Origin of the sequence: Hallella faecis (assembly GCF_018789675.1) — a bacterium.
GTDB classification, from domain to species: Bacteria; Bacteroidota; Bacteroidia; order Bacteroidales; family Bacteroidaceae; genus Prevotella; species Prevotella faecis.
Genome location: NZ_JAHKBE010000175.1, coordinates 1 through 374, shown reverse-complemented (window position 1 = coordinate 374; position 374 = coordinate 1). Strand labels below are relative to the sequence as shown.

Below are 374 nucleotides of genomic sequence, written 5' to 3'. Positions count from 1 at the left end.
CTGCAAGACATGACGGCAGAGATGCGGTTGATGCGTGAAACCATCGATCAGCAATATGCTGAGATTGCCAAACTGAACCGTAACATAGAAGCTCTGAATCATCAAATACGCAAGAAGGACGAAGAAAATGCAAGACTTAAAGAGCGTCTGTCTAAATACGAGAAGCCCAAGAAGAATTCCAGCAACAGCAGCACTCCGCCGAGCAAGGAGAGCATGAAAGACGAGATAGTCAGAAGAACAAAAAGTCTTCGCAAACCAAGCGGAAAGAAACCAGGCGGACAGGCGGGGCATGACGGTCACAAACTATCCTGCTCTCCATCGCCGGACGAGATAATTGATGACATGCCTAACTATTGCACTAATTGCGGTGAAAC

Annotated in this window: 1 protein-coding gene; it reads left to right on the top strand. The window is 47.3% G+C overall.

What is annotated here, in order from left to right:
- Positions 1-374 (top strand): DUF6444 domain-containing protein (locus tag KM934_RS13020; RefSeq protein WP_449555716.1); only part of this gene is annotated, 374 nt, incomplete at both ends.